The sequence below is a fragment of the Streptomyces sp. NPDC020731 genome, assembly GCF_044334705.1.
Lineage (GTDB): Bacteria > Actinomycetota > Actinomycetes > Streptomycetales > Streptomycetaceae > Streptomyces.
Window position 1 is genome coordinate 114,059 of record NZ_JBIRTN010000023.1, and the last position, 25,875, is coordinate 139,933.

24 protein-coding genes and 1 pseudogene are annotated in these 25,875 nt (G+C 74.7%); 13 read left to right on the top strand and 12 right to left on the bottom strand.

The window, feature by feature from the left end:
- Window positions 1-23: 23 nt before the first annotated feature.
- Window positions 24-626, bottom strand: a complete 603-nt coding sequence (locus ACH4VX_RS30485) for a hypothetical protein (RefSeq protein ID WP_398371889.1) — start codon at window positions 624-626, stop codon at window positions 24-26.
- 213 nt (window positions 627-839) lie between these two features.
- On the opposite strand from ACH4VX_RS30485, the gene ACH4VX_RS30490 reads away from it, so the two are divergent.
- From ACH4VX_RS30490 to ACH4VX_RS30510, 5 genes are all read left to right on the top strand, one after another.
- The gene (locus tag ACH4VX_RS30490) at window positions 840-1,529 is read left to right on the top strand and encodes a nucleotidyltransferase family protein (RefSeq protein WP_398371891.1); all 690 of its coding nucleotides are present in this window, start codon (window positions 840-842) and stop codon (window positions 1,527-1,529) included.
- Window positions 1,530-1,550: 21 nt separating this feature from the next.
- Window positions 1,551-1,835, top strand: a complete 285-nt coding sequence (locus tag ACH4VX_RS30495) for a BON domain-containing protein (RefSeq protein ID WP_398371893.1) — start codon at window positions 1,551-1,553, stop codon at window positions 1,833-1,835.
- On the top strand, window positions 1,832-2,593 hold the full coding sequence (locus ACH4VX_RS30500; protein WP_398371894.1) for a metallophosphoesterase: 762 nt from the start codon (window positions 1,832-1,834) through the stop codon (window positions 2,591-2,593). The genes ACH4VX_RS30495 and ACH4VX_RS30500 overlap by 4 nt, the downstream gene beginning before the upstream one ends.
- Window positions 2,594-2,855: 262 nt before the next feature.
- Entirely contained in the window at window positions 2,856-4,520 is a 1,665-nt protein-coding gene (locus ACH4VX_RS30505) for an alkaline phosphatase D family protein (RefSeq protein WP_398371895.1), read from the top strand.
- 160 nt (window positions 4,521-4,680) lie between these two features.
- Window positions 4,681-6,051 carry a trypsin-like serine protease gene (locus ACH4VX_RS30510; RefSeq protein WP_398371897.1) on the top strand — a complete coding sequence of 457 codons (1,371 nt, stop codon included), beginning with the start codon at window positions 4,681-4,683 and terminating at the stop codon, window positions 6,049-6,051.
- A 60-nt stretch (window positions 6,052-6,111) separates the two neighbouring features.
- Here the strand turns inward: ACH4VX_RS30510 and ACH4VX_RS30515 are convergent, their stop codons facing one another.
- The 4 genes and pseudogenes from ACH4VX_RS30515 to ACH4VX_RS30530 form a co-directional block, all read right to left on the bottom strand.
- Entirely contained in the window at window positions 6,112-7,197 is a 1,086-nt protein-coding gene (locus ACH4VX_RS30515) for a serine hydrolase domain-containing protein (protein ID WP_398371898.1), read from the bottom strand.
- Window positions 7,194-7,716 (bottom strand): annotated as a pseudogene (locus ACH4VX_RS30520) (DUF6895 family protein); the annotation flags it as partial. The gene ACH4VX_RS30515 and the pseudogene ACH4VX_RS30520, both read right to left, overlap by 4 nt.
- Window positions 7,717-7,786: 70 nt before the next feature.
- Window positions 7,787-7,975, bottom strand: coding sequence for a hypothetical protein (locus tag ACH4VX_RS30525; protein ID WP_398371899.1), 189 nt, complete (start codon window positions 7,973-7,975; stop codon window positions 7,787-7,789).
- 124 nt (window positions 7,976-8,099) lie between these two features.
- Window positions 8,100-9,353 carry a cytochrome P450 gene (locus ACH4VX_RS30530; RefSeq protein ID WP_398371900.1) on the bottom strand — a complete coding sequence of 418 codons (1,254 nt, stop codon included), beginning with the start codon at window positions 9,351-9,353 and terminating at the stop codon, window positions 8,100-8,102.
- A 171-nt stretch (window positions 9,354-9,524) separates the two neighbouring features.
- Between ACH4VX_RS30530 and ACH4VX_RS30535 the strand changes: the two genes are divergently transcribed.
- The 7 genes from ACH4VX_RS30535 to rfaE2 all read left to right on the top strand — a co-directional run bounded on the left by ACH4VX_RS30535 (window position 9,525) and on the right by rfaE2 (window position 17,524).
- On the top strand, window positions 9,525-10,031 hold the full coding sequence (locus ACH4VX_RS30535; protein ID WP_398371901.1) for a hypothetical protein: 507 nt from the start codon (window positions 9,525-9,527) through the stop codon (window positions 10,029-10,031).
- Between the two features lie 279 nt (window positions 10,032-10,310).
- Window positions 10,311-11,273 (top strand): NAD-dependent epimerase/dehydratase family protein, encoded by a 963-nt coding sequence (locus tag ACH4VX_RS30540; protein ID WP_398371903.1) that lies wholly within the window; start codon window positions 10,311-10,313, stop codon window positions 11,271-11,273.
- A 37-nt stretch (window positions 11,274-11,310) separates the two neighbouring features.
- The gene (locus ACH4VX_RS30545) at window positions 11,311-12,978 is read left to right on the top strand and encodes a carbamoyltransferase (RefSeq protein WP_398371905.1); all 1,668 of its coding nucleotides are present in this window, start codon (window positions 11,311-11,313) and stop codon (window positions 12,976-12,978) included.
- On the top strand, window positions 12,975-14,039 hold the full coding sequence (locus ACH4VX_RS30550; RefSeq protein ID WP_398371906.1) for a glycosyltransferase family 2 protein: 1,065 nt from the start codon (window positions 12,975-12,977) through the stop codon (window positions 14,037-14,039). Before ACH4VX_RS30545 ends, ACH4VX_RS30550 begins: the two co-directional genes overlap by 4 nt.
- Before the next feature lie 118 nt (window positions 14,040-14,157).
- Complete coding sequence (locus ACH4VX_RS30555) at window positions 14,158-15,405, top strand: glycosyltransferase (RefSeq protein ID WP_398371907.1); 1,248 nt, start codon at window positions 14,158-14,160, stop codon at window positions 15,403-15,405.
- A gap of 74 nt (window positions 15,406-15,479) precedes the next feature.
- A complete protein-coding gene (locus ACH4VX_RS30560) occupies window positions 15,480-16,106 on the top strand; it encodes an SIS domain-containing protein (RefSeq protein WP_398371909.1) in 627 nt (208 codons plus the stop codon).
- Window positions 16,103-17,524: a D-glycero-beta-D-manno-heptose 1-phosphate adenylyltransferase gene (gene rfaE2 / locus ACH4VX_RS30565; RefSeq protein WP_398371910.1), complete on the top strand. Its 1,422-nt coding sequence runs from the start codon at window positions 16,103-16,105 to the stop codon at window positions 17,522-17,524. Before ACH4VX_RS30560 ends, rfaE2 begins: the two co-directional genes overlap by 4 nt.
- Before the next feature lie 168 nt (window positions 17,525-17,692).
- On the opposite strand, the gene ACH4VX_RS30570 is transcribed toward rfaE2, so the two are convergent.
- From ACH4VX_RS30570 to ACH4VX_RS30585, 4 genes are all read right to left on the bottom strand, one after another.
- A complete protein-coding gene (locus ACH4VX_RS30570; protein WP_398371912.1) occupies window positions 17,693-18,979 on the bottom strand; it encodes an MFS transporter in 1,287 nt (428 codons plus the stop codon).
- A 315-nt stretch (window positions 18,980-19,294) separates the two neighbouring features.
- Window positions 19,295-19,858, bottom strand: a complete 564-nt coding sequence (locus tag ACH4VX_RS30575) for a hemerythrin domain-containing protein (protein ID WP_398371913.1) — start codon at window positions 19,856-19,858, stop codon at window positions 19,295-19,297.
- 91 nt (window positions 19,859-19,949) lie between these two features.
- Window positions 19,950-20,483, bottom strand: a complete 534-nt coding sequence (locus ACH4VX_RS30580) for a DoxX family protein (protein ID WP_398371915.1) — start codon at window positions 20,481-20,483, stop codon at window positions 19,950-19,952.
- 72 nt (window positions 20,484-20,555) lie between these two features.
- Window positions 20,556-20,879, bottom strand: a complete 324-nt coding sequence (locus tag ACH4VX_RS30585; RefSeq protein WP_398371916.1) for a hypothetical protein — start codon at window positions 20,877-20,879, stop codon at window positions 20,556-20,558.
- A gap of 155 nt (window positions 20,880-21,034) precedes the next feature.
- Here ACH4VX_RS30585 and ACH4VX_RS30590 point away from each other — a divergent pair, with 155 nt between their 5' ends.
- Complete coding sequence (locus ACH4VX_RS30590; RefSeq protein WP_398371917.1) at window positions 21,035-21,922, top strand: fructosamine kinase family protein; 888 nt, start codon at window positions 21,035-21,037, stop codon at window positions 21,920-21,922.
- Here the strand turns inward: ACH4VX_RS30590 and ACH4VX_RS30595 are convergent.
- The 3 genes from ACH4VX_RS30595 to ACH4VX_RS30605 form a co-directional block, all read right to left on the bottom strand.
- Complete coding sequence (locus tag ACH4VX_RS30595; RefSeq protein ID WP_398371919.1) at window positions 21,919-23,577, bottom strand: catalase; 1,659 nt, start codon at window positions 23,575-23,577, stop codon at window positions 21,919-21,921. The genes ACH4VX_RS30590 and ACH4VX_RS30595 overlap by 4 nt on opposite strands.
- A gap of 195 nt (window positions 23,578-23,772) precedes the next feature.
- Window positions 23,773-24,009 carry a hypothetical protein gene (locus ACH4VX_RS30600; protein ID WP_398371920.1) on the bottom strand — a complete coding sequence of 79 codons (237 nt, stop codon included), beginning with the start codon at window positions 24,007-24,009 and terminating at the stop codon, window positions 23,773-23,775.
- Window positions 24,010-24,279: 270 nt separating this feature from the next.
- Window positions 24,280-25,770 (bottom strand): helix-turn-helix domain-containing protein, encoded by a 1,491-nt coding sequence (locus ACH4VX_RS30605; RefSeq protein ID WP_398371921.1) that lies wholly within the window; start codon window positions 25,768-25,770, stop codon window positions 24,280-24,282.
- Window positions 25,771-25,875: the final 105 nt, after the last annotated feature.

The window sequence follows — 25,875 nt, forward strand, 5'->3', positions numbered from 1 at the left end:
TGCGGGGTCCCGTTGATCGTGGTTCAGCCGGTGTGCCGGGCGTCGCGCGGCCGGCCGGGTGCGGCGTCCGGGTCCGGGCGGGGGTCGAGGTGCGCGCCGTGGTGCCGGGTGGCACCGGCGACCTGTTTCAGGGCCGAGGCGGTGGCGGTGTCGCCCACCTTGGCGGGCTGTTCGCGCACCGGGTGCCCCGCCTTGCCGTCGCGGTTGCGGGAGGGGGCGAGCCGGTCGCCGGGACCCGCGGGCGGCCGGTCGTCGGAGGTGCCGCGCCCGGCCGGTGTCCCGTGGTGTCCGTCCGCGCCGGCCGGGGACTCCGTGCCCGGCTCACCGTCGGGCCGCTGTGCGGGGCGCGGCTGGGTGAGCCAGGCGACGGCCGCGCCGGTCAGCGCCACCGGCCACTCGACGACGCCGGCCGCACCGAGCACCCCGGCTCCGGCGTAGACGGCCAGCCGGCGCCCGCGCGGGGACACCGCGCCGATCGCGTCCAGGGCGCCACCGGCCACCCTCCCCACCTGCTCCGCGCCCGGCAGATGCCGCAGGCCCGAGGCGACGGCCCGCAGCGGCCCCGGAAGATCGGACGGACGAGACGTGTCCTGCTCCATGTCGGCCTCCACGAGCGAGTCCCTCACGGGCACTCATCACCTTCCCTACCTTTTGCCCCATATTCATCCGTTACCGGCCGAAGCGCCTTTCCTGTACGCCCACGGCGACGGGGGCGCCGCACAACACCCCGGTCCGGGCCGCCGCCTTCGGCCCGCGCCCGTGTCGGAACGGGCACGTCGGGTACTAGGTGCAGGCACACAGCGGCCGTGCGGACCGTCCGGCCGGCGAAGGGAGTGGTCATGACGGAGAACGGCGAGGACGCCACGCTCGCCCGACCCCCGGGAGCCCGGGAGCTCCGCCTGGCCAGGGACATCCCGGGGCCGGTGCCGGCGCACACCGTGCGGAGCGGCACGCGGGCGCAGGAGGACGACCCGGAGCTGCCCCGCGACCGCAATCAGGCGATCCTGGAGGCGGCCAAGCAGGTCGGCGCGGTGCTCAAGCGGGGCGGGCACCTGTTCGCGCTGGCCGGCAGTGTCGCCGTCCATGCCCACGGTGGCAGCGGGAACCTCCAGCACGACGTCGACTTCTGCGTCCGGCCCGAGGACGCCGAGCCGGTGGCCGCCACGCTCCGCGAGGCCGGGCTGACGGTGTACACCCCGCCCGAGGACTGGCTGATCAAGGCCACGTGCTTCGGCCAGGACGTCGACCTCATCTTCGAGCTGGCGCACCGGCCCGTCTCCACCGAGATGCTCCGGCGGGCGCGGGAACTCCCGGTGGAGTCGGTGCGCATGCCGGTCCTGGCGCCCACCGATCTGCTGACCGGCCTGGTGGCCGCCTTCTCGGAGCACCACTGCGACTTCGGGGCCGTCCTGCCCATCGCCCGCGCCCTGCGCGAGAAGGTCGACTGGGAGCGGGTGCGGCGCGACTGCGGGGACGAACCCATGCCGGCCGCCTTCTTCTTCCTCCTGGAACGCCTGAACGTCATCTGAACGTCCGCGGAAGGAACGCCCATGAACACCCACGACGCCGGACCGGCAGGCGGCACACCGGCGGCGGGCCCGGAGTACCGCGTCGCCCACCTCCAGGACCGTCTCGCCTCCGGCGAGCTCGGTGAACTCGGCGTGCGGGTCGAGGTCCGCGGCGGGACCGTGCTGGTCACCGGGACCGTCCCGTCGGCCCGGTGCCGCGAGGACGTCCTGGGCACCGTGCGCGAGGAGCTCGCCGGGCTCGAGGTGCACTGCGACATCGTGGTCGCCGAGACCTCGTCGCCCGATCACGCGGAGGAGCTGTCATGATCCGGATCGCCGCCGTCGGTGACATCCACATGGGGCCCGACACCCGGGGCACGCTGCGCCCCGCGTTCGACACCCTGCCCGAGTGCGCCGACCTCCTGCTGCTGGCCGGGGACCTCACCCGGCACGGCACCGTCGAGGAGGCCCGCGTGGTGGCCGACGAGATCCGGGGCCTGGGCGTCCCCGTGGTCGCCGTGCTCGGCAACCACGACCACCACGACGACCGGCAGGACGAGGTCACGGCCGTCCTGCGGGACGCCGGCGCCCATGTCCTGGAGGGGGAGTCGGCGGTCGTACGGGCCGGCGACGCGCGCGTCGGGGTGGCCGGCACCAAGGGGTTCGGCGGCGGGTTCGTCGGGGCGAGCGCCGGGGAGTTCGGCGAGCCGGTGATGAAGGAGTTCGTGCGCCTGTCCCGCCGGTGCGCCGACGGCCTGCGGGCCTCGCTGGAGAAGCTGGAGCAGGAGGGCTGCGACGTCCGGATCGCCCTCACCCACTACTCCCCCGTGCCGGAGACCCTGGCCGGGGAGCCGCTGGAGATCTATCCGTTCCTGGGCAGCTATCTGCTGGCCGAGGCGATCGACACGGCCGGCGCCGATCTCGCCGTGCACGGGCACGCGCACGCCGGAAGCGAGCACGGTATGACGACGGGAGGCGTGAAGGTGCGCAACGTCGCCCAGCCGGTCATCGGCCGCGCCTTCCACGTGTACCACCTGCCGGTCCGCGACCGCGTGGGCGCCGGCACGGGGGCGACGACCGGCTGAGCCCGCCCACCACCCCAGCGCCGCCGGTCGCACCGGCGGCGCTTCTCTCCGCCTCGAGGCCGGGTCCGCGTACGGCCTCTCGTGTGAACACCCCGCGAGGCGCGCACACTTTGCGCATTTTGTCTGCTTAACATGCAGGCTCCGTGTCCCGTGGTCCGCGTCGCCACGCACGCCCCGGGGCACGGCCGCGCTCGCCTGCCCGCGCCGCCGCCCGGCCTGCGCCTTCCGTCCATCCGCCTGACCCCGCACGAGAGGACACCCGATGGCGCTGTCGGGCCGTACCGGACCGCCGTCCGGGCTCGCCTTCACCCCGCACGACGCCGAACTGCGCACCGCCGCACGGCATCCGGCCCGCCGTCGCTTCCTCACCGTCACCGCCGCGGCCGCCGCCCTCGCCTTCACCACCAACCTCCCCGCGCGCGGCGCCTTCGCCGCGCCCCGGCTCGACGCGGCCCGGATCACCGAGGACCCGTTCACGCTGGGCGTGGCCTCCGGGGACCCGCTGCCCGACTCGGTGCTCATCTGGACGCGGCTCGCCCCGGTCCCCTTCGAACCGGACGGAGGGCTCGGGCAGCAGCGGGTGGAGGTCTCCTGGGAAGTGGCGCTCGACGAGTCCTTCGTCCTGGTCGTGCGGCAGGGCACCGTCCTCGCCCATCCCGAGTACGGGCACAGTGCGCGCGTCGACGTGCAGGGCCTGGAACCGGGCAGCCACTACTACTACCGGTTCCGTACGGGCACCTGGATCAGCCCCACCGGCCGCACCCGCACCGCTCCCCCGGCCGGCGCCGGCATCGCGAGCCTGCGCCTGGCGGCGGTCGCCTGCCAGGCGTACCACGACGGCTACTACACGGCGCACCGGCACCTCGCGCAGGAGGACGTCGACGTGGTGTTCCACCTCGGCGACTACCTGTACGAGTACGCCGTGAACTCCGCCGGCGGCGCCCGCGGCTACACCGATGTCGTGCTGCCGGCCGTGTTCAACCGCGAGACGACGACCCTGGCGGACTACCGGATGCGCTACGCGCTCTACAAGAGCGACCCCGACCTGCGGGCCGTGCACGCCGCGCACCCGTTCGTCGTCACCTGGGACGACCACGAGACCGAGAACAACTACGCGGGCGCGATCGACGAGAACGGCAGCGACCCGGCGCTGTTCCTGCCCCGCCGCGCCGCCGCCTACCGCGCCTACTGGGAGAACCAGCCGCTGCGCGCCGACCAGTTCCCCGAGGGCCCCGACGCCCGGTTGTTCCGCCGGCTGCACTGGGGCGGCCTCGCCCAGTTCGACATCCTCGACACCCGCCAGTACCGCTCCGACCAGGCCTACGGCGACACCCCGCACGTTCCCGGGCCCGAGTCGGACGACCCGGCGCGCACCCTCACCGGGGACGCCCAGGAACGCTGGCTGCTCGACGGGTGGGGCACGTCGACGGCGCTGTGGAACGTGATGCCCCAGCAGGTGTGCTTCTCGCAGCGCAAGCTGGACCTGAACGCCGAGGCGAAGGTCTCCATGGACGCCTGGGACGGCTACCGCGCCGGCCGCGGCCGTCTGGTCGCGGGAGCGAAGGCGGCCGGCGTCGACAACTGGCTGGTCCTCACCGGTGACGTTCATGTCGCGTACGCCTTCGACATCAAGGACGACTTCGACGACCCCGACTCCGCCGTCCTGGGCACGGAGCTGACCTGCACCTCCGTCGCCAGCGGCCGCGACGGCGCGGAGCACCCGGCCAACTGGGACACCTACCTGCGGGCCAACCCCCACCTGAGGTTCTACGACGGCCGGCGCGGCTATGCGCGCGTCGAGCTGGGCCGGGAGAACGCCCGGGTCGATTTCCGTGTCGTGCCGGTCGTGACGACGCCGGGCGCCGCCGTCTCCACGGCCGCCTCCTTCGTCACCGAGGTGGGCTCGCCCGGTCTGACACCGGTCTGACCCGTCCGGGCGCCCGGGGTCGTACGCATGTACTGCACTTGGCGCCCGCACGTGTCACGAACGCGGTAATCCCGGCATGTCCCGACATCGCGCCGGGTGTCACCGGCAATGCCTGAGTCCCCTCCGCAGCTTCGCACCACGCACGAAGGAGACATACCGCATGGTCCTCAGACACGCCCGGGCAGCGCGCCGGTCGGCGTTCACGGCGCTCGGCGCCCTCGTCCTCGCCGGACTCCCCTACGCCGCGGCGGCCGACCCCACGCCCGCGGCGGGGCCGGCGCCCGGCGCCGCCCAGACCCTGGGCGCCGACCGGCCGTCGCCCCATCTGCTCGCCGCCCTCCAGCGCGACCTGGAGCTGGACGAGTCCCAGGCCTCCGAACGGCTGGTCAACGAGGCCGAGGCGGGCACCCGCGCGGGCCGGCTGCGCAACGCGCTCGGCGACCGGTTCGCCGGTGCCTGGGTGCACGGCAGGACGTCCGGGGAGCTCACGGTCGCGACCACCGACGCCAAGGACGCGCCGGCCATCGAGGCCGAGGGCGCCACGGCCAAGGTGGTCCGGCGGACGCTGGCCGGGCTCGAGGCGGCCAAGGCGAAGCTGGACGCGGCGGCCGGGCGCGTCAAGACCCTCGACACGCCCGTCTGGTACGTCGACGTGCCGGAGAACCGGATCATGGTGCAGGCGACCAGCCAGGAGGCCGGTGCCGCCTTCGTCGAGGCCGCGGGGCTCGAAGGCGCGGACGTCGGCATCCGGATGACGACGGTACGGCCGCGCCTGCTGCAGGACATCACCGGCGGCGACGCCTTCTACATCGACGACTCCGCGCGCTGCTCCGTCGGCTTCTCCGTCACCCGGGGCGAGCAGCCGGGCTTCGTCACCGCCGGCCACTGCGGCAGGGCCGGCGCGACCACGACCGGGTACGACCGCACCGCGCAGGGCACCTTCCAGGCCTCCACGTTCCCCGGCGAGGACATGGCGTGGGTGGCCACCAACGGCCAGTGGACGCCCACGCCGGACGTCAAGGCGCAGGACGGCCAGGAGGTGCAGGTCACCGGGTCGGCGCAGGCGCTCGTCGGGGCGGCGGTGTGCCGTTCCGGCTCGACCACCGGATGGCACTGCGGGACCATCCAGCAGCACGACACCAGCGTCACCTACCCCGAGGGCACGGTCGACGGGCTGACCCGGACGACGGTGTGCGCCGAGCCGGGCGACTCCGGCGGGCCGTATGTCGCGGGCGCGCAGGCGCAGGGGGTCACCTCCGGCGGTTCCGGTGACTGCACCGGCGGCGGTACGACGTTCTACCAGCCGGTCAACCCGATCCTCGGCGACTTCGGGCTCATCCTGACCACCGCCGCCGCGCAGACCGCGCCGGGCCGGCAGGACGACGGCGCCGAGGCGTGGACCGCGGGCCGGGTCTACGAGACGGGCACCACGGTGACCCGTGACGGTGTGCGCTACCAGTGCCTGCAGACCCATCAGGCGCAGGGCGCGTGGGCGCCCGCCGGCACTCCGGCGCTGTGGCAGCGGCTCTGACCGGGTGACCGGTGCGGCGCCGGCCACGTGCCGGCGCCGGCGCCTTTCGCGAGGAGGCCGTCACTCCTCCGCGAGCAGGGCGTACGCCACGGCCTGGAACGGGTCGTGGGCGCGGAAGCGGCGGGTGCACACCGCGGCCAGGGCGGTGCCGGTGTCGGGCCGGAAGGCGAGGAAGGCCTGCCCGCCGGGGGTGGCCCCGCTGTGGAAGTACAGGGGGCCGTCGTCCGCCGGGTGCCGGAACCAGGTGGCGGTGTGGACATGCCGGTGCCCGAGTCCGCGGCGGAGCACGGGCGTGCGCACGGCGCGCAGCGCGCCGGCCAGCGGGGGGCACCGGGCGGGGTCGAGATGGGCCTCGAGGAAGGTGAGCAGGTCGTGCGGGGTGGCCCGGACGGCGCCGGCCGCCCGGAAGCCGCCCGCGTCGAAGGCGGGCACGGGTGTCGTGCCGTCCTTGCCGTGCCCGGTGGCGTCGGGCCCGCCGGCGTCCGCCCGCAGGGCCGTGTCGCCGAGGCCGAGGGGTTCGAGCAGCTGATCGGTGATCAGGTCCTGCCACGGTGTGCCGGTGGCGGCGGCCAGGGCGTGGCCGAGCACGGCGACACCGAAGTTGGAGTAGTGCCAGCGGGTGCCGGGCCGGCGCCGGGGGCGGTGGCGCAGGAAGGCGTCGACGACGCGCGCGTCGGAGTGGCGTGCGTAGGGGTTGGTGCGCCAGGTGGGCAGGGCCCGGACGTGGAAGCCGGCCGGGAGACGGGGCAGTCCGGCGGTGTGGGTGATCAGGTGGACGAGCGTCGCCGGCGCCGGTCCGGGGTGCCGGCCGCCGTCCAGCAGGGTGCGGGCCGGTTCGCCGCCGGAGAGCCTGCCGCTGTCCATCAGGCGGGCCAGCAGCAGTCCGGTGAACGTCTTGGTCGCCGAGCCGATCTCGTAGCGGAGGGTGTCGCGCGGGTGCTGTGAGGGCGGGGCGGTGCCGCCGGCGCGTACGGTGCGGCGGCCGTGCCGGGACACCGCGAAGACGGCGTCGGGCGCGTCGGGCGCGGCGACGGCGTCACCGAGCCGCTCGTACAGGCGCTCGTCGGCGTGGGACTCCGCCCGGTGCGCGGGGGCCTCGTCGTCGGGCGGGAGGCCGGGCCAGGGGGTACGGTACGTCGTCGTCATGAGGCGCGGGCCAGTTCGGTGAGGGCGCGGGAGGTGGCCAGGACGGAGGCGAAGGCGGCGACCAGCGTCGAGTGGTAGACGATGTCGAACACCGCTTCCTCGTCGCCCTCGGGCATCGTCCGGATCGCGGGCATGGCGCCGTCCGGCTGCTGTGCGGCGGCGAAGGCCTGCCAGGCCGGCTCGTCCAGCGTGGGCCGGGGCAGACAGGCGTCGACCACGAGGAGTTCGCCGAGCAGGTCCCAGCGTTCGAGGTCCAGCCAGTCGTCGATCCAGGCCGGCAGCCAGGTGGTGAGGTAGTCGGTGAGGTCCGGGGGCAGTCCGTCGGGGTTCTCGCCCCAGTCGGTCAGGTGGAACACGCAGTGCGTGATGTCGTAGGCGATGTGGCCCTCGACGGTCCAGGGTTCGGGGGTGCGGGCCAGCCAGGTGGTGCGCAGGACCTCGGGCTCCGGAGGCCGGGGGGGTGAGTCCGTAGCGGCGCTGGAACGCGGAGAGCGCGAGCCGTCGGGTGGGGGGCGTCTCGCCTGCACCACGGCCTGCAAGCGGGTCGAAGTGCCTGACTGCTCCATATCACTTGCTCCCGTCGATCCGTTCAGCCCTTCTTCGGGCGCGGGGTCGGCGGTGACAGAAGGACGCCTCCTGCTCCGCCGGCCAGGGCCAGCGCGGCGCACTCACGGCTGTCGCGGTACACACCGTCGGTCTCGGCCGGGTCGAGTGCCGCCTCCATGTCGGCGCTCCGGATCCCGGTGAGTTCCTCGGTGACCTTCTCGTCGGGACGCATGACACCATCTCCCTGAGGTAGAACGAGTACCTTCCTCTCCAGACTCACCCATACCGGACAAACTACGCTACTTTTCCCAGGACTTGCTTTCGTCACTTCTTCAACTGGCTGGAAGGCCACGGCTTCACGAGGAGCCGGCGGGCGGGCGTACGCCGGACAGGAGCACGCCGCTGTGCGGGCGGGTCGGGACCCGGTGCAGCGGGATCGCGAGATTCTGTTCCGGCACCGTGTACTCCATTCGGGCGAGCCGCACCGCGAGCGCCTCCAGCACGCCGACGGTGATGCCCTCGCCGGGGCAGCGGTGGCCGGCGCCCGGGTCGCCGCCGCCCTGCGGGATCAGTTCGTCGCGCTCCACGGGCCGTTCGAGGAAGCGCCGCGGGCGGAAGGCGTACGGATCGCCCCACAGCGACTCGTCGTGGTTCTGGCCGTACACGTCGAGCACCACCAGTCCTCCGGCCGGGACCCACTCGCCCCGCCAGTACAGGTCCCGGGCGGCCAGACCGCCGAGGAACGGCACGAACGGGTAGAAGCGGCGCACCTCATGGGCGAACGCGGCGGCGAACGGGACGTCCCCGTCCGCCAGGGGCGCCCGGTGCTCGGGCCACTTGTGCAGGGCGTGCGCGGTGAAGGCGACGAACCAGGCGACGGCGGTCGTCGGGCGGACGACGTTGAGCAGTTCCACCGCGGCCGTCTTCTCGTCGAGCGGCCCGCCGTCCGCGTCGCGGTGCCGGCACACCAGGTCGAGGACCGAGTCCTCGGGAGCGGTGACCGCCCCGGACCGTACGTCCCGCACCAGCCGGCCCAGCCGCTCCTCCTGCCGGGCGCGGGCGCGCCGGGCCCGCAGGTGGCGTGGTCCGGCGGTGGCGAAGCCGTCGACCATGGCGATCATGTCGCGGGCCGTCGCCTCGGCCCCGGCGTCGTCCAGCGGTATGCCGGCCCACCGGTGGACCCCGGTGGTGAGCACCGTGCCCGCCTCGCCGAACAGTACGACGGAGCCGCGCCGGCCCCAGGCGGGCACGGCGTCGTCCCAGGCGGCGGTGGTGTGGTCGACGAGGCCGGCGATCCGGCCGGGGGCGAGCAGCGGCAGGAACAGGGACTTGCGGGAACGGTGGGCGACGCCGTCGAGGGTGTGCACCGCCTCGTGGCCGAACAGGGTGGAGAGCACGGGTTCGGGGACGGCGCGGTGCCGGTGCACGTTCTGTTCGTCGTAGAAGAACCGCACCGCTTCGGGGCCGCGCAGGGCGAGTGCGGGCCGGCCCAGGATCCGGGTGCGGACCACGGGACCGGGGGTGTCGCGCATCCGGTTGGGCAGCCAGGCGTAGCCCTCGGCCAGCAGCGGCAGGGTGCGGTCGATCAGGGGGCGGCTGAGTACGTCCATGGCCGCCGGGTGCCCCGGGGGGTGCCGGGGCACTCCGGGTGGGGGCGGGGCCACCCGTTCGGATGTGGCCGAGGCCACGTGCCGAAGGAGGTCGGGGTCATATCGGGACGGGTGGGGCGGCGGCTAGCGTTCCGTGCGGTCCTTTCACCCCAGAGCTCGGGCGGCCCGGCAGTGCAAGCAGATCTCTCCCCGGTCATCGCGGCGACCGCGCAGTGGCTGACATGTTCCTTCCCCGCGCCCGGCGGGGCGCTGGCGGCCGCCCTGTGCGAGGTGCAGGCGCGGCAGGCGGTGACCGTCGCCGCGCGGCTGCGGTATCCGACGGAGATGGATGCCGCGCTGGTGGGGCTGGCGGGGCCGGGGGGTTCGGGTCGGCTCGACTGGGTCACCGGGGCGGATGCGGGTGAGGGGGGCGAAGGGGAGGCCTGGCGTACATGGGTCGACGAGGTCGTGGCGAGTTGGGCGGTGTGCCTGCTGGCCGATGCCCGGCTGGCGGCGGTCGCGGTGGCAGCGCTGGGCGGGGAGGGGCGCGTCGAGTTCCGGCGGCTGGTCGCTCCCGACGAGGCGGATCGCGGGGCGGCGGTGTTGCTGCGGCATCCGGATCTGGTGGCTCCGGTGGCGGGGCTGCATCAGTCGGCGCTTCTCGGGCGGCTTGATCCGGATGCCACGCTCGTGATGTGACCCTGTGGCTTCCCGCCGGGGCCGGTGTCGGCGGGTGCTGTGCGTTTGTGCGAGCCGGGGGGTTGCGCGGCCCGGCGCTTACGGGGTGCCGTCGCGCCCACCCGTGCCGCCCCAGCGGCACGATTGCCCGCGGCGGGCGGGAGTGCACGATTGCCCGCGGCGGGCGGGAGTGCACGGCTGCCCGCGGCGGGCGGGGCGGTGTTCGGTTACGGGGTGTTGTTCACCCGAATGCAGTAGGTGGCCGTGCCGGGGGCGGGGGGCGGGGTCAGGCTGAGCGGCATGAGCACCGTCATATCCCGGAAGTGGGAGCACGCCGTCGTCACCGGTGGCGCGGGGTTCGTCGGCTCCCATCTGTGCGCCGCCCTGCTCGACGCGGGCGCCGCCGTCACGTGTGTGGACGACCTCAGCACCGGCCGGCCGGAGAACATCGCCCCGCTGCTCGAACGGCCCGGGTTCACGCTCGTGCGGGCCAACGTGGCGCAGAAACTGCCGGTCGGCCGGCCGGCCGACCTGGTGCTGCACTTCGCCTCCCCCGCCTCCCCGGCGGACTATCTGCGGCTGCCGCTGCACACCATGGAGACGGGCAGCCTGGGCACCCGCAACGCCCTGAAACTCGCCCAGGACGCCGAGGCCCGCTTCGTCCTCGCCTCCACCTCGGAGGTCTACGGCGACCCGCAGCAGAATCCGCAGGACGAGCGGTACTGGGGCCATGTCAACCCGGTCGGCCCGCGCAGTGTCTACGACGAGGCCAAGCGCTTCGGCGAGGCGCTGACCACCGCCCACGCGGAGACCCGCGGCACGGACACCTGCATCGTGCGGCTGTTCAACACCTACGGCCCGCGGATGCGCGGCCACGACGGCCGTGCCGTACCGACCTTCGTCCGGCAGGCCCTGGCCGGCGAACCCCTCACCGTGACCGGTGACGGCCTGCAGACCCGCTCGCTGTGCTACGTCGACGACACGGTGGCCGGCGTCCTCGCGGCGGCCGCCCACGGCATGCGCGGCCCCGTCAACATCGGCAACCCGAATGAGATCACCATGCTGGGCCTGGCCCGGCTCGTCATCGCACTCGCCGGTTCCCGTTCGGAGGTCCGCTACATCGAACGCCCGGTGGACGACCCGGCCGTGCGCTGCCCGGACATCACGCTGGCCCGCGACAAGCTCGGCTGGGAGCCCCTGGTCGGCGCCGAGGAAGGACTGCGCCGCACGATCGACTGGTTCCGCGCCGACGCCGGCCGCTGAAGCGCCGCCGCCCCGATCCGCGAAAGGCCCGTCCGCCATGCGCATCCTCGGCATCAACGCCCTCTTCCACGACCCCGCGGCCGCCCTGGTGATCGACGGGCGGACCGTCGCCGCCGCGGAGGAGGAGCGGTTCTCCCGGCGCAAGCACGGCAAGCGCCCGCTGCCGTTCTCCGCCTGGGAGCTGCCCGAGCAGGCCGCCTCCTGGTGCCTGAAGCGGGCCGGGCTGCGCCCGGAGGACCTCGACGCGGTCGCCTACTCCTTCGACCCGGCGCTGGCCCGCCCCGCCGACGCGATGGGCCTGGACGACCCGTGGGACCACCTGCGGCTCACCTACGCGCGGGAGGCCCCCGGCTTCCTGCGGACCGCGCTGCCCGGACTCGACCCCGGACTCGTCCGCTTCGTACCGCATCACATGGCGCACGCCGCCTCCGGCGCCTTCGCCGCACCGGACGCCGAGGACTGTTCCGTCCTCGTGCTGGACGGCCGCGGCGAGCGCGCCTCCCACCTCGCCGCCCGCCGGGTGCGCGACCGGCTCGAACCCCTGCGCGCGCAGGACCTGCCGCACTCGCTCGGTCTGGTCTACGAGGAACTCACCGAGCACCTCGGCTTCCTGCGCTCCTGTGACGAGTTCAAGGTGATGGCCCTCGCCTCCCACGGCACCCCGCGCATGCTGCCCGAACTGCGCCGGTACGTGTATCCGACCGGCGACGGCGGCTTCCACGCCACCGGCGTGCCCTGGCACGGCCTGTGCGCGCCACGCGGTCCGGACGAACCGTGGACCCAGGACCACGCCGACGTCGCCGCGAGCGCACAGGCGGTACTGGAGGAGACCCTGCTGGACCTGGTGCGCTGGCTGCACGGCCGTACCCACGACTGTGTGCTCACCCTCGCCGGGGGCGTCGCCCTGAACTGCGTCGCCAACTCCCGTGTCGCCCGCGAGGGGCCGTTCTCCCGGGTGTGGGTGCAACCCGCGGCCGGGGACGCGGGGACCGCGCTCGGCGGCGCCCTGCTGCTGTCCGCCGGCGCCGGTGACGAGCCCGAGCCCATGACCGGCGCCGACCTCGGCCGGGACTGGTCCGACGCGGAGCTGGGGGCGTGGCTGAAGACGGCCGCCGTACCCTTCGAGCGGCCGTCCGACATCGCCGCCACCGTGGCCCGGGCGCTGGCCGACAACGGCATCGTCGCCTGGTTCCAGGGGCGCGGCGAGTACGGTCCCCGGGCACTCGGCCACCGCTCGCTGCTGGCTCATCCCGGACACGCGGGCAATCTGGAGCGGCTCAACGACGTCAAGGGGCGCGAGCAGTTCCGGCCGGTCGCGCCGATGGTGCTCGCCGAGCGGGCCGCCGGGATCTTCGACGGTCCGCTGCCCAGCCCGTACATGCTGTTCGTGCACGACGTGACCCCCGCCTGGCGGGACCGGGTGCCCGCCGTGGTGCATGTCGACGGTACCGCCCGCGTCCAGACGGTCGATCCGGCGCGCGAGCCCCTGGTGGCGCGGATGCTGGGCGAGTTCGAGCGGCTGACCGGGCTGCCCGTGGTCGTCAACACCAGCCTCAACACGGCGGGCCGGCCGATGGTGGACGACCCGCGCGACGCCCTGGAGTGCTTCGGCTCCTCCCCCGTCGACCTCCTGGCCATCGGCCCGTACGCGATCCGGCGCGGCGATCTGTTCCGCTCCGGCGACGACGGCGAGGGTCCCCGATGACCGGGCCGGCCGCTCCGGACGGGGAGTACGCGGTGGTGGTGCCGACGCTCGGCCGGCCCGGCCTCGGCCGGTGTCTGCGGGCGCTGGCCGAGGCGGACGGACCCGGCCCGGTACGGGTCGTGGTGGTCGACGACCGCCCGGACCCGGCCGGTGCGCCGCTGACCGCCGCCGTTCCGCCGTCGCTGCGCTCGTGCACCCTCGTCGTGCCCGGCGGGGCGCGGGGTCCGGCCGCCGCCCGCAACACCGGGTGGCGGGCGGCCGGGGACACGCCGTGGATCGTCTTCCTCGACGACGACGTGGTGCCCGGCCCCACCTGGGCCGACGACCTCGCGCTCGACCTCGCCGGGGCGAGCGTCGCGACCGCCGGGATCGCCGCCCGGATCGAGGTGCCGCTGCCGCCGGACCGGCCGCCCACCGACTGGGAGCGGGGCACCGCCGGGCTCGCCCGGGCCCGCTGGATCACCGCCGACATGGCGTACCGCCGCCGGGCGCTGGAGGCCGTCGGCGGCTTCGACGAGCGCTTCCGCAGGGCCTTCCGGGAGGACGCGGACCTGGCGCTGCGGGTGTTCGACGCCGGCTGGACGCTGTCCGAGGGCCGCCGCACCACCGCCCACCCGGTACGGCGGGCCGGACGCTGGATCTCCGTACGGCTCCAGGCGGGCAACGCCGACGACGTGCTGATGACCAGGCTGCACGGGCGCGGCTGGTGGCGGCGGGCGGAGGCGCCACGGGGCCGTCTGCCCGCGCATCTGGCGGTGACCGCGGCGGGCCTGGCGGCCGCGGGCTGCGTGCTGTCCGGCCGGCCGCGCGCGGCGGTGGCGTGTGCCACCGGGTGGCTGGCGGGAACCACCGAGTTCGCCCTCGCCCGGATCCTGCCGGGTCCGCGCACCCGCGAGGAGATCGTCACGATGGCCCTCACCAGCGTGCTCGTGCCGCCCGCCGCGACCTGGCACTGGCTGCGCGGCCACGCCCTGTACCGCACGGCACCACCCCACCCGCACCGCACCGGGGCCCCCGCGCCGGTTCGGCCACCGTCCGTCGGCGAACGGCTGCACTCATGACCCGCCCGCCCCGGCCTCCCGCCGGCACCCCGGGCCCACCGACCGCGGACGGACCGGGGAGCGGCCGTACGAACATCCCGCCGTGGCCTGTGCCGCGACCGATCACGGAGGTGCGCCCATGACCCCCGCTTCCGGCCCGCTCGCCCCGGGCGTGCTGTCCATCGCCCTGGTCTCGGAGCACGCGAGCCCGCTCGCCGCCCTCGGCGGGGTGGACGCCGGCGGGCAGAACGTCCATGTCGCCGCCCTGGCCGGGGCGCTCGCCGACCGCGGGCACCGCGTCACCGTGCACACCCGCCGCGACGCGCCCGGTCTGCCCGACCGGGTGGTGCTGCGCGAGGGTGTCGAGGTGCACCATGTTCCGGCGGGCCCCGCGGAACCGGTCCCCAAGGACCGGCTGCTGCCGTACATGGACGAGTTCGGGCGCCGGCTGGCCCGGGTGTGGCGGGCGCGCACCCCGGACGTGGTGCACTCGCACTACTGGATGTCGGGGCTGGCCTCGCTGGGGGCGGCCCGGGAGCTGGGGCTGCCGCTGCTGCACACGTACCACGCGCTGGGTACGGTGAAGCGCCGGCACCAGCGGCTCGCCGACACCAGTCCGCCGGAGCGGATCGGCTGCGAGATCGGGGTGGGGCTGGGCTGCGACCGTGTCGTCGCCACCTGCCGGGACGAGGTCGCCGAGCTGACCCTGATGGGCGTGCCGGCGTACCGGATCGGCGTCGTGCCGTGCGGCGTCGACACGGACCGGTTCACGCCGGTGGGCCCCCTCGCGCCGCGCGGCCCGTTCCGGTACCGGCTGGTGCAGCTCGGGCGGCTGGTGCCGCGCAAGGGCGCCGCGGTGTCGCTGGCCGCGCTGGCCCGGCTGCCCGGCACCGAGCTGGTGGTGGTCGGCGGGCCCCCCGCGGACCGCCTCGACGACGACCCGGAGGTCCGTCGGCTGCGCGGCGTCGCGCGGGACGCCGGGGTCGCCGACCGGGTCCGGTTCACCGGCGGGGTGGACGCCGGCCGGGTGCCCGCGCTGCTGCGCTCCGCCGACGTGGTGCTGTGCCCCGCCGACTACGAGCCCTTCGGGATCGTCCCGCTGGAGGCCATGGCCTGCGGCCGTCCGGTGGTGGCCACCGCGGTCGGCGGCCAGCTCGACACGGTCGCCGATCCCGGCACCGGCCGGCTGGTGCCGCCCGGCGACCCCGAGGCACTGGCCCGGGCCACGGCCGGCCTGCTCGCCGATCCGGCGGCCCGTCAGGCGTGCGGGGCGGCCGGCCGGCGCCGGGTGCTCAGCCGCTACGGCTGGGCGCGGATCGCCGCGGCCACCGAGGCGGCGTACTGCGAGGTCCTCGACGCCGAGCCCGCCACGACCGGAACCGGCTGACCCGCCGGCGCCCGACCCTGGAAGGAGGTGCGGGTCCCGCCGCCGTCCCCCCGAGGCGGCACGCCCGAAGCACCATGACCGAACACCCCGCGCTCGACGCCGCCCGGCTGCACTGCCGGTCGCTCCAGGAGGCCCTCGACGGCTTCCGCCGAAGCGGCCTGCCCCGGATCACCGACTGGGGCGGACGCCTCGCCACCGTCCTCACCGACGGCGGACGGCTGCTGGCCGCCGGCAACGGCGGCAGCGCCGCCCAGGCCCAGCACCTGACCGCCGAGCTGGTCGGCCGCTACCGCCGGGAGCGGCGCGCCTATTCGGCGATCGCCCTGCACGCGGAGACCTCCAGCGTCACCGCCATCGGCAACGACTACGGCTTCGACCACGTCTACGCCCGCCAGGTGACCGCCCACGGACGTCCCGGCGACGTGCTGATGCTGCTGTCCACCTCGGGGCGCAGCGCCAATCTGATCGCGGCGGCGGTGGCGGCCCGGCGGGCCGGGCTGCGGGTCTGGGCGCTCACCGGGCCCGGCCCGAACCCGCTGGCGGAGGCCGCGGACGAGGCGCTGTGCGTGGCGGCGGACAGCACCGCGGCCGTCCAGGAGACGCATCTGGTCGCCGTGCACCTGCTCTGCGAGTGTTTCGACGCCGCCGTGGCCGCGCCCCTCGCGCGCAGTGCGGCGGCCGTCCCCGGGAGGATGTCATGACCGGTCCGAAGCCGCTGGTGGTGGTGGGGGACGCACTGCTCGACGAGGACATCGAGGGGGTCGCGACCCGGCTGGCCCCGGACGCGCCCGCCCCGGTCGTCGACGTCACCGGTGACCGCCGGCACCCGGGCGGGGCCGGGCTGGCCGCCGCGCTCGCGGCCCGCGGCGGCCGGGACGTGGTGCTGGTGACCGCGCTCGGCGACGACCCGGCCAGCGAGGCCGTACGCCGGGAGCTCGGCGGCCGGGTCCGGCTCCTCGAGCTGCCGCTGCACGGCACGCTGCCGGTGAAGACGCGGGTGCTGGCTGGCGGGCGGCCCGTGGTGCGCATCGACCGGGGCGGCGGGACGCCGGGCGAGCCGGACGACGCGGTGCGCGAGGCGCTCGCGGGCGCGCACGCCGTCCTCGTCGCGGACTACGGACGGCACACCGCGGGGGCCGTGCGTCCGCAGCTGGCGGACGCGGCCCGGCACACGCCCCTGGTGTGGGACCCGCATCCCAGGGGGGACCCTCCGGTGCCGGGGGCGCGGCTCGTCACGCCCAACGCGGCGGAGGCGGTCGCCCTGTGCGCGGGTACGCCGGGAGCTCCGGGGATGTCCGGGGCGTCCCTGGGGGCCTTCGCCGAGCGCGGGGCGGGACTGGCGGAGCGCTGGCGGGCGGCGGGCGTCGCCGTGACGCTCGGGGACCGGGGGGTGCTGCTGACCCGGCCGGGCGGGGGTACGCCGATGCTGATCCCGGCGCCGTTCCGGGCGGACGGGGATCCGTGCGGCGCGGGCGACTGCTTCGCGGCGACGACCGTCGCGGCACTGGCCGACGGACTGCTGCCGGAAGAGGCGCTGCAGCGGGCGGTCGCCGAGGCGGCGGCGTTCGTCGCGGCGGGCGGGGCGGGGAATCCGGACCTGTGGCACGCGCCGGCCGTGCCCGGTCCCGCGCACGATCCGGCCGCCGGCGCGTTCGAGCTGGCGGAGGGGGTGCGGGCGCGCGGGGGGACGGTGGTCGCCACGGGTGGCTGCTTCGATCTGGTGCACGCGGGGCATGTCGGGCTGCTGGAGAGTGCGCGGCGGGTCGGTGACTGTCTGATCGTGTGCCTGAACTCCGATGCGTCGGTCATGCGCCGGAAGGGGGCGGGGCGGCCGCTGACGCCTGTGGCGGACCGGGCGAGGGTGCTGGCGGCGCTGGGCAGTGTGGACGCGGTGGTGGTCTTCGAGGAGGACACGCCCGAGGTGGTGCTGGGGCGGTTGCGGCCCGATGTGTGGGTGAAGGGTGGGGACTACTCCGTGCAGGAGCTGCCGGAGGCGGAGGTGTTGCGTTCCTGGGGCGGGCAGGCGGTGGTACTGCCGTATCTGGACGGGCGGTCCACGACTCTGCTGGCCCGGCGGGCGGCCGAGGCGGCGATCGCCCTTCGGGCGCCGGACGGGTGAGCGGGGTGTGCGGGGAGGTTCTCCGCCCCCGCCGCCCCTTCCCGTCCCCGGGGGCTGCGCCCCGGACCCGCCTTCGGCCCTGGACGGGCCTTGTTCTCGAAGTTCTCGAATGCCGGACGGGCTGAGATGCCGGGCCCTGTCCTCAGGCCCTGGACGGGCCGGTTCTGCTCAGGCGGCCGTTTCCAGGGCGGGCCGGCGGAGGGCGGCCGGGGCCGGGGTGCGGCGGGTGTGGAGGAGGTGGCCTGTCGCGATCGACGTGGCGATGACGAGGCCGCCGGCGATCAGGGCGCCGCGTGGGCCGGCGAGTTCCATGAGGAGGCCCAGGGCGGGCGGGCCGCCCAGGCTCCACACGGTGCCGACGCTGCCCCAGACGCCGAGCACGCGTCCGCGCAGACGGGCGGGCGGGTCGGTCTGCAGGACGGCCGTTCCGGCGGTGTCGGAGACGGACTCGACGACGGCCATGGGCAGCACCAGTACCAGCAGCACGGCCAGCGACGGTGACATCCCCGCCACCACCTGCAGCAGCGCGCCCGCCGCCGCGAGGGCGCCGACCAGCCGCACGGACGGCCGGCGCAGCCGCGCGCCGAGCACCGCGCCGAGGATGCCGCCGGCCGCGAGGACGGTGGACACCGTGCCGAACGCCCCGGCGCCGCCCGCGAGCGGCCCGGTGACCAGGACGGCGAGCGTGAGCCCGTAGTTGCGGCCGAAGACCGCGCTGATGCCGGTGACCCCGGCGAGTGCGAGCAGTCGCGGCCGGCGGGTGAAGAAGGTGATCCCCTCGCGGACGGTCATGGCGGCCTGCGGGCGCCCGCCCTTCTCGACGACGTGCCGGACCGCCCCCGCCGCCGGGCGCAGGAACGGGATGACCGCGGTCACGAACAGGAAGGAGAACCCGTTGGCGAAGTAGGCGGCGGCGGTGCCGAGGAAGCCGACCGTCACCCCGGCGAGCGCGGTGCCCGCGAGCCGGCCCGCGTTGAAGACCAGCGCGCCCACCCCGATGGCGGAGGGCACGTCCTCGGCGGGGACGAGGTCGTTGCCCAGCAGGGCGCACGCCGGGTTGTCGACGGTGGCGACCATGCCGGTAACGGCGGCCAGCACCATCAGGGACGTCATGTCGAGCCGGTCCAGCGCCACGAGGAGGGCCGTGGTGAACGCGATCACGGCCAGCAGCGCCTGGCTGACGGCGGCCGTCAGCTTCCGCGGCCAGCGGTCGACCGCCGCTCCGCCCAGGACGCTCATGAGCAGGGCCGGGGCGGCCTGCACGGACATGGACAGACCCGTGGCGGCGGCGGACCCGGTGATCTGGAGGACCAGCAGGTTCTGCACCGTGAGCTGCATCCACGTACCGGCGTTGGACACGAAGTTCGCGACGGACCACCAGCGCATGCTGCGGTGCCGCAGGGAGCGCCAGGGCGAGCGGGACTCGGGCTGGGCAGGGGTGGGGGAGGAAGACACAGTTGCGCCACTCGGAAGGACGAGTCGGAGGACTCGGCGGAGGGGGGCGCGGGAAGCGGAACGCCGGCTGCGCTGCGCGGCGGCTCCCGTCACCCGGACAGGGCGCGGACCATCGTGGCAGAAGGAAGGGCCGAGTCGGTTCCGAGTGACCGGTGATCAAGGGGGTGCGGGCGCCAAACAGGCGGTTTTATGTGGGATTTGGGGCGTAAGTGTGGTTGCTCACAGCGGTCGGGGCGGGCGCGGGCATGGGGAGGGGCCCGGCGCTTCGACGCCGGGCCCCTCCCCATGCCCCGTATGTCCTTGTACGTCCCCGTGTCAGCCGAGCTTTCCGCGTCCGCTCAGCGCGTCCCGGACCCGGTCCACCATCCCGGCGCCCGGTGCCAGCAGCTTGTTCGCCGGGGGCTTGTCCGGGGCGGCCGGGTGCGGCCGGGTCGGGGCCGTCTTCTTCGCCTGCCGGACCTTGTCACCGAGCCGGTCGAGCTGCTCCGGGGAGCAGGAGGCACTCAGCATCGGGAACAGGTTCTGCTCCTCGTCGGCGACGTGCTCACGGATCTCGCCCATCAGCATGCCGATGAGCCGGTCGAACTCGGCGTCGCCCGCGTCACAGCCCTCCAGGTCCTTCATGATCCGCTCGGCCGTGGCGTGGTCCTCGAGCTCACGGTCGGCCAGCGCGTCCCCGTTCCGCACGTGCTCCCGCACGGCCGGGTAGAGGTACGCCTCCTCGGCCACCGAGTGCCGGACCAGCTCGATGGTGACCTGGTCGGCGTACACCTTGCGGTCCTTGTGGCCGGGCGGCAGTTCCTCGATCTTGCCGAAGAGTTCCTCGACTTCCCGGTGATCGGTCACCAGTTCGTCGATGACGTCGCCTCCGTGTCCCATGTCCTTCACCTCCGGTTCGTGGTGGCACCCGGCCGGGTGCCACCCGCCAACGGGTCCCCCCACCCCCGGGGAGCTAACGCGGTCCGGCGGGTCAGCAGGACAGCTTGGCCCGGATCCGGCCGGCCGCCGCGCCGGGGCCGGCCCCGGCGCGGACGGACCGGCGGACGAGGTGGGCGTCGCGGCGCAGGTCGTGGGCGGCGTGCCAGCTCCGCCAGAGCAGCGAGGGGGCCGCGCCGGTGTCGTCGGCGGCGATCAGCAGACCGCCGAGCATGGACAGGTTCTTCAGGAAGTGGATGCGCTGCTGCATGCGCTGACCGGGGTCCTCCTCCTCCCAGAAACGGTGGGCGGCCAGCGTCGTGGGCACGAGTGTGGCGGCGAGGGCGAGCGCGGCCGGGCGCGACAGGCGTCCGGTGGCCAGCAGCAGTCCGCCCACGACCTGGACGGCGCCGCTGAGGCGCACGGCGTCCTCGGTGCGGTCCGGCAGCACCGCGACGCGATCGGTGACGGGCTTGACGACGGACTCGGCGACCGGGGCGACGTTCTGGGGGTTGCGGACGGAATCCAGCCCGCCCGCGACGAACATCGACGCCAGCATCGGCCGGCCGAGGACGCGCAACAGACTCATGCCTTCTCCTGGAGGTGTGGGTGGTGGAGGTGCGCCGGGTTCCCCGCCGGGCGGGGACCATTCGGCGCGCCCTCACCAGAAGCGGGTGGTGAGCGCGGGCCGGTGGACGGCCTGGACGGCGTCGCGCAGGCACAGGGCGACGCCGATGACGGTGCGCAGGGCCGAGGGCCGTACGGTCTGGGCGGTCTCCGTGGCCAGGACCAGCAGGCAGCCCGCCGCCTGTTCCACCACGGACACCGGGAGGGTGTAGTCGCTGTCGGCGGCCGCGCGGAACGCCTTCAGCGGGATTCCGGCGCCGTCGACGGTCCGCCGGGCGGCCTGCTCCAGATGCTGTGCGGCCTGCTCGCACAGTGTGGCGGGCAGGGTGAGGGTGCGCTGGAACGATGAACTCGTCATGCTCCGAGTGCTCCCCCGGCGCGGTTCCCTTCGATCGGCGGCGTCCGGGATTTCACCGTCCCGCGTGACCGGCCGACGGCGAACGCGGGCGTGCGGGGAACTCATACCCTGGGCACGACCGCCCGCCCGCGCACCTGTACGTGAGGAGTCCGCCCATGAGCTTCCCTCCCGGTTCGACCGCCCGGAACGGTGACGGACCGGAAGCCGTGGCGGCCCGGTTCACCGGGCGGTCGGTGACCGGTGTGCGTGCGCTGTCCGGCTCACTCGCCGAGGTCGTCCTCGACGACGGCCGGGTGGTGGTCGTCAAGAGCGCCGACGGAGCGGAGGCCGCGCGCGCCGAGGCGGCGGGGCTGCGCTGGCTGGCCGGGACCGGGACGGTGCGGATACCGGTGGTGCACGGTCACGACGCGCACCGGCTGGTCGTCGACCGGGTGGTGCAGGGCCCACCCGGGCGGGGGGCGGCGCTGCGCTTCGGCCGGGAGCTGGCCGCGCTGCACGCCGCCGGCGCGCCGGCCTTCGGGGCGCCGCCGCCCGGCGGCCCGGTGGAGGCGTTCATCGGGCTCGCCCCGATGCGCAACATCACCGGCGACGACTGGCCCGGCTGGTACGCCGAGCACCGGGTCCTGCCGTATCTGCGCCGGGCGGTCGACGACGGCATCGTCACCGCCGGTGAGGCGGGCGTCGTCGAGCGGGTCTGTGAACGGCTGCCGGAGCTCACCGGGCCCGCCGAGCCGCCCGCGCGGCTGCACGGCGACCTGTGGAACGGCAATGTGCTCTGGGGCGCCGACGGACACGTCCGGCTGATCGACCCGGCCGCCCACGGCGGGCACCGGGAGACCGACCTCGCGATGCTCGCCCTGTTCGGCTGTCCCCGGCTGGACGCGGTGCTGGACGGCTACCAGGAGGTGGCGCCGCTCGCCACCGGGTGGCGGACGCGCGTCGGCGTGCACCAGCTGTTTCCGCTGCTGGTGCACGCCGTGCTGTTCGGACGCGGTTACGCCGGGCAGGCGCTCGCGGTGGCGCGGTCCGCGGACCGCTCCTAGCGGGTCACCACGTGCCGTTCGTCGGGGACGCAGTGGGTCATGGTGAGTCCCTCCACGTCACGCGGTGGGTTGTCGCCGAGGCTCGCCAGCCGCTTGCGGTCCTCGTCGGTGAGGTCCTGGCTCGCCAGGGGCTCCAGGTGGGCGACGTCCTCCGGCATGATGCCGAGGCCCTCGCCGACCCTGCGGCCGAGGTCGGTCTCGACCAGCAGGAAGTGCCACACCATGCGCTCCTGGACCGGCCGGTCGCACTGGGAGATCAGGTCGGTGAAGTTCTTCACCAGGTCGTCGCGCTCCCACTCCTCCATGAGCAGATAGCGCTGGCCCGCCTGCAGGTAGTCGTTGGTGCGCTCGATGCGCGCGCGGGTGAGCCGGCCGCGGACCTCCGGGCCCTGCTCGTCGTGCGTCGGGTACTGGCCCTCGCGCAGACCGCCGGTGATCGACGGCTCGTAGTTCACGCTCGGGTTCTCACCGGCGCCGTCCTGGTGGTACGTCATCTGCCCGTCGCGCTGGTTGGTGCGCACGTCCGCGTGCTTGGCCCGGTTGACCGGCAGCTGGAGGTAGTTCGGGCCGACCCGGTGACGCTGGGTGTCGCTGTAGGAGAAGGTCCGGCCGACGAGCATCTTGTCGTCGGAGAAGTCCAGGCCGTCGACGAGGACGCCGGTGCCGAAGGAGATCTGCTCGTTCTCGGCGAAGAAGTTCTCCGGCATCCGGTCGAGCACCATGCGGCCCACCGGCTTGGGCGGGAAGTCCTGCTCGGGCCAGACCTTGGTGTCGTCCAGCGGGTCGAAGTCCAGCTCCGGGTGGTCGTGGTCGTCCATCATCTGGACCAGCAGTTCCCACTCGGGGTACTCGCCGCGCTCCACCGCCTCGTACAGGTCCTTGGTGGCGTGGCCGAGGCCGTCGGCCTGGACGTTCGCCGCGTCCTCGGCGGTCATGCTGCGCACGCCCTGCTTGGGCATCCAGTGGTACTTGACCAGCTTGGTCCCGCCCTCGGCGTCGACCCACTTGTAGGTGTTCACGCCGAAGCCCTGCATGTGGCGGTAGTCCGCCGGGATGCCGCGCGGGCTGAACAGGTTGACCAGCATGTGCATGCACTCCGGCGTCTGCGACATGAAGTCGAAGATGCGGCGCGGCTGCTGCTCGAAGGTGACCGGGTCGGGCTTGAGGGCGTGGATGACGTCGGGGAACTTGATGGCGTCCCGGATGAAGAAGACGCCCAGGTTGTTGCCGACGAGGTCCCAGTTGCCGTCCTCGGTGTAGAACTTCACCGCGAAGCCGCGGGGGTCGCGGGCGGTCTCGGCGGAGTCCCGGCCGCCGATCACGGTGGAGAAACGGACGGCCAGGTCGGTGCGCTTGCCCTGCTCCTGGAAGAGCTTGGCGCGGGTATAGCGGGAGACCGGCTCGTCGCCCCACTTCCCGTACGCCTCGAAGTAGCCGTAGGCGGTGACGCCGCGGGCGTGCACCACGCGCTCGGGGATGCGTTCCCGGTCGAAGTGGCTGATCTTCTCCAGGAACTGGTAGTTCTCCAGCGTGGCCGGGCCGCGGGAGCCGACGGTGCGCTGGTTCTGGTTGTCGTGGACCGGATGGCCCTGCCGGTTGGTGAGTACCTTGCGGTCGTCGCCCGGAGCGGGGCCCCGGCTCGAAACGTCCGTCATGATCGTGGGCTCCTTGTGCTGCTCGACGTCCCGCCGATGGCGTCCGTACGAGGGCCATGCTGCCGCGCATCACCACGGTCGGCGACTCGGGGAGCGGTCGGTTACGCCAGGCCGGGTGAGGAGGCGGTGACCCTGGACGGCACGGGCCCGGCCGCCGTGGTCCGCGCGGTGGCCGGGTCTCGCGAAGCGGCGCGTTCAGCCGCCGTTCAGGCGTGCGCGCAGCAGCCCCTTGCCGAGTTCCGCGCCCTTGCGGCTGTCCGCCTGGGCCTTGCGGAACAGGTCGGCGACCTCGGTGTCCTTGGCGCGTTCGGCGTCCTGGACGTAGCTCTCCAGGCGCAGTGCGTTGCTCAGGCACGCCTCGACGTACCAGATCAGGTTGTAGTCCTTGTCCTGCGTGCCGGTGACGCCGCCGGTCTCCGTCTCGCTGGTCATCCGGGCCTCCTCGTCGCGGTGCTCGTTACGGGCCCGCCCGCCCCGGTCGACAGCGCCGGGGCGCGGGCCTCCACAGCGGCGGTCGGGTACCCGTCCCCGCCGAAGACACACAACGACGAAGGGGCGGGGGCGCGACCGGTCCCCCGTTCCGGTCGTGCCCCCGCCGTGTGCCGAAACTATGCGCAGCGGGGCGGGCCTGTGTACCGCACCGATGCCCGCTGCGGCCGCCGGAGGGCTCATCCGTGCACAGTCGAGTCCGAAAAGCCTGGTTCATCCACCCGCGAGCACCGGCTGTTCCAGGTCACCCGCCGCCAGATGGGCCAGCACGACCTCGTACAGGTCGGCCCCGGTGGCCAGCAACTGGCGTTCCAGAACCGGTTCGGCGCTGCGCACGTGCTCGCGCACGGTCTGGGCGTGCACGCCCAGGCTCTGCGCGGTCCGCTCGGCGTTGCCCCCGGCGGCGATCCAGGTGCACAGGGTGCGGCGCACGTTCCGGGTGTCCCGGTCCAGCCGCCCCAGCAGCTCCCGTGCCCAGCCGCCGACGGCGGGGCCGGCCAGCAGGTCGGCGAGGCCCGGGGAGTGCGCCGCGGGGCCGCTGCCCGCCTGTCCGTCCAGGAGGTTGATCTGGGTGTGGAGTGCCAGGTGGACCACGGCGCGGGCGGTGACGTCGTCGAAGTCCACGCCGAGCATGGTCTCGACGCGTTCCATGCGGGCCCGTACGGTGTTGCGGCTGACGCCGAGGATCTTGGCGCTGTTGACGGCGGTGAACTCCAGGCCGAGGCGGGTGGTGGCGAGGAGTTCGGCGCGGGTGTGGTGCGGCAGCGCGTCGAGCGGACGCAGCACCCCGGCCGCCCAGCCGCGCAGCGCGGCGGGGTCCATCAGCCGCTCCGGGTGGGTGCGTTCGGCGTACACGGCCGTCTTGTCGGCGCGGAAGCGCGCCACCGCCAGGGCGCTGACGGCCTGCCCGTACGCGGTGGCGGTACGGGCGAGGCTCTGCCACACACTGCCGCCGAGGAAGGTGTCCGGGTGCCGTTCGACCAGCGACCGCAGCTCGCCGGCGGTGGCCTCGCGGGGACTGACGACGATCACGTGCCCGTCCATCGCCGGGCAGCGCACGACCAGCGCCTCCTCCCTCGTGGTGTCCAGGCACTCCGCGGCGAGCCGGTCGCGCAGGGCGGGATCGGACTCCACGACGTAGACGCAGGCCGTGTCGGCGTCGAGCAGGCCGGGCCAGAACCCGGCGGCGACCCGGCGGGCGGCGACGGTGTCCTCGACCATCAGCAGCTGCAGGATCGCGAGGCGCAGATCGGCGGTGGCCCGCCGCAGCCGGTGTCCGGCGACGGCGGTCTCGTGTGCGGTCAGCAGGAGTTCGACCACCTGGGCGGTGTGCGTGACGACGTCGGAGGTGTGCCGGTCGAAGGGGGCCTCGCGGGAGACGGCCAGCACACAGGTCCCCGAGGGATGCCCGATCCTCACCAGGCGTACCTGGCGCCCCTCCCCCTCCCAGGCGGCGGAGGCGATCCGGCCGGAGCCGAGGTCGGCGACGAGGGACTCGTCCAGCGGCAGCCGGGTCCCGGCGAGCAGCGTGCCGGCGGCGTCCTGGAGGGACACCTCCGCGTGCGCGGTGGCGGCCAGCCAGTCGACGACCCGGCGGACGTCCCGCCCGGCCGGACGCAGATGTTCGAGCAGTTCCCGCGCCCACGCCGGATGCTCCCCGGCCGTCGCCGGCGTCCGCCGGATTCCGTTCCCACGGCCTGTCACCTCGGCCTTCCCCTCGTCCGCTCGTCGTCCCCGGCCCAGGCCGGGGACGTTACCCCACCCGTGCGCGCGGCTCGTCCCGGCGCATCGGCGCACCCCGCCCCCGGG